Source organism: Streptomyces sp. MK7 (assembly GCF_032658145.1).
Taxonomy (GTDB): domain Bacteria; phylum Actinomycetota; class Actinomycetes; order Streptomycetales; family Streptomycetaceae; genus Streptomyces; species Streptomyces spiralis.
Map to the genome: position 1 here is coordinate 1 of NZ_JAVACL010000168.1, position 391 is coordinate 391.

Below are 391 nucleotides of genomic sequence, written 5' to 3' on the forward strand. Positions count from 1 at the left end.
GGCCGCGCAGGCGGAGGTGCTCAAGCTGATCGCGGAACGCGCCCGCGAGATCACCGGCGCGGCGCTCGCCGCGATGTCCACCCCGGTGAAGGACACCGACACGCTCACCGTGGAACTGGCCATCGGGCAGCAGGCGGAGGCCCACCGCGGGCTGGTGCTGCCCGTCGACGGCACCCTCACGGGGGAGGCGTTCACCAGTGGCGCACCCGTGAGCAGCCCGGACATCGCACACGACACACGCGTCACGGCCGGACCGCCGCGGTTCGCCGGCCTCGGCCCGGCCGTCGCCGTGCCCGTCGGCGCCGGCGGCCAGGTGCGCGGGGTGGTGCTGCTCGCCCGTGGGACGGGGGCCGGGAACTTCTCCGACACCGAACTGGAACTGCTCAAGAGC

At 74.7% G+C, this 391-nt stretch carries 1 protein-coding gene; it reads left to right on the forward strand.

All coding sequences use genetic code 11. The features are described from left to right. A partial coding sequence (locus tag R2S09_RS40330; RefSeq protein ID WP_316746272.1) for a GAF domain-containing protein occupies positions 1-391 on the forward strand: 391 nt, incomplete at both ends.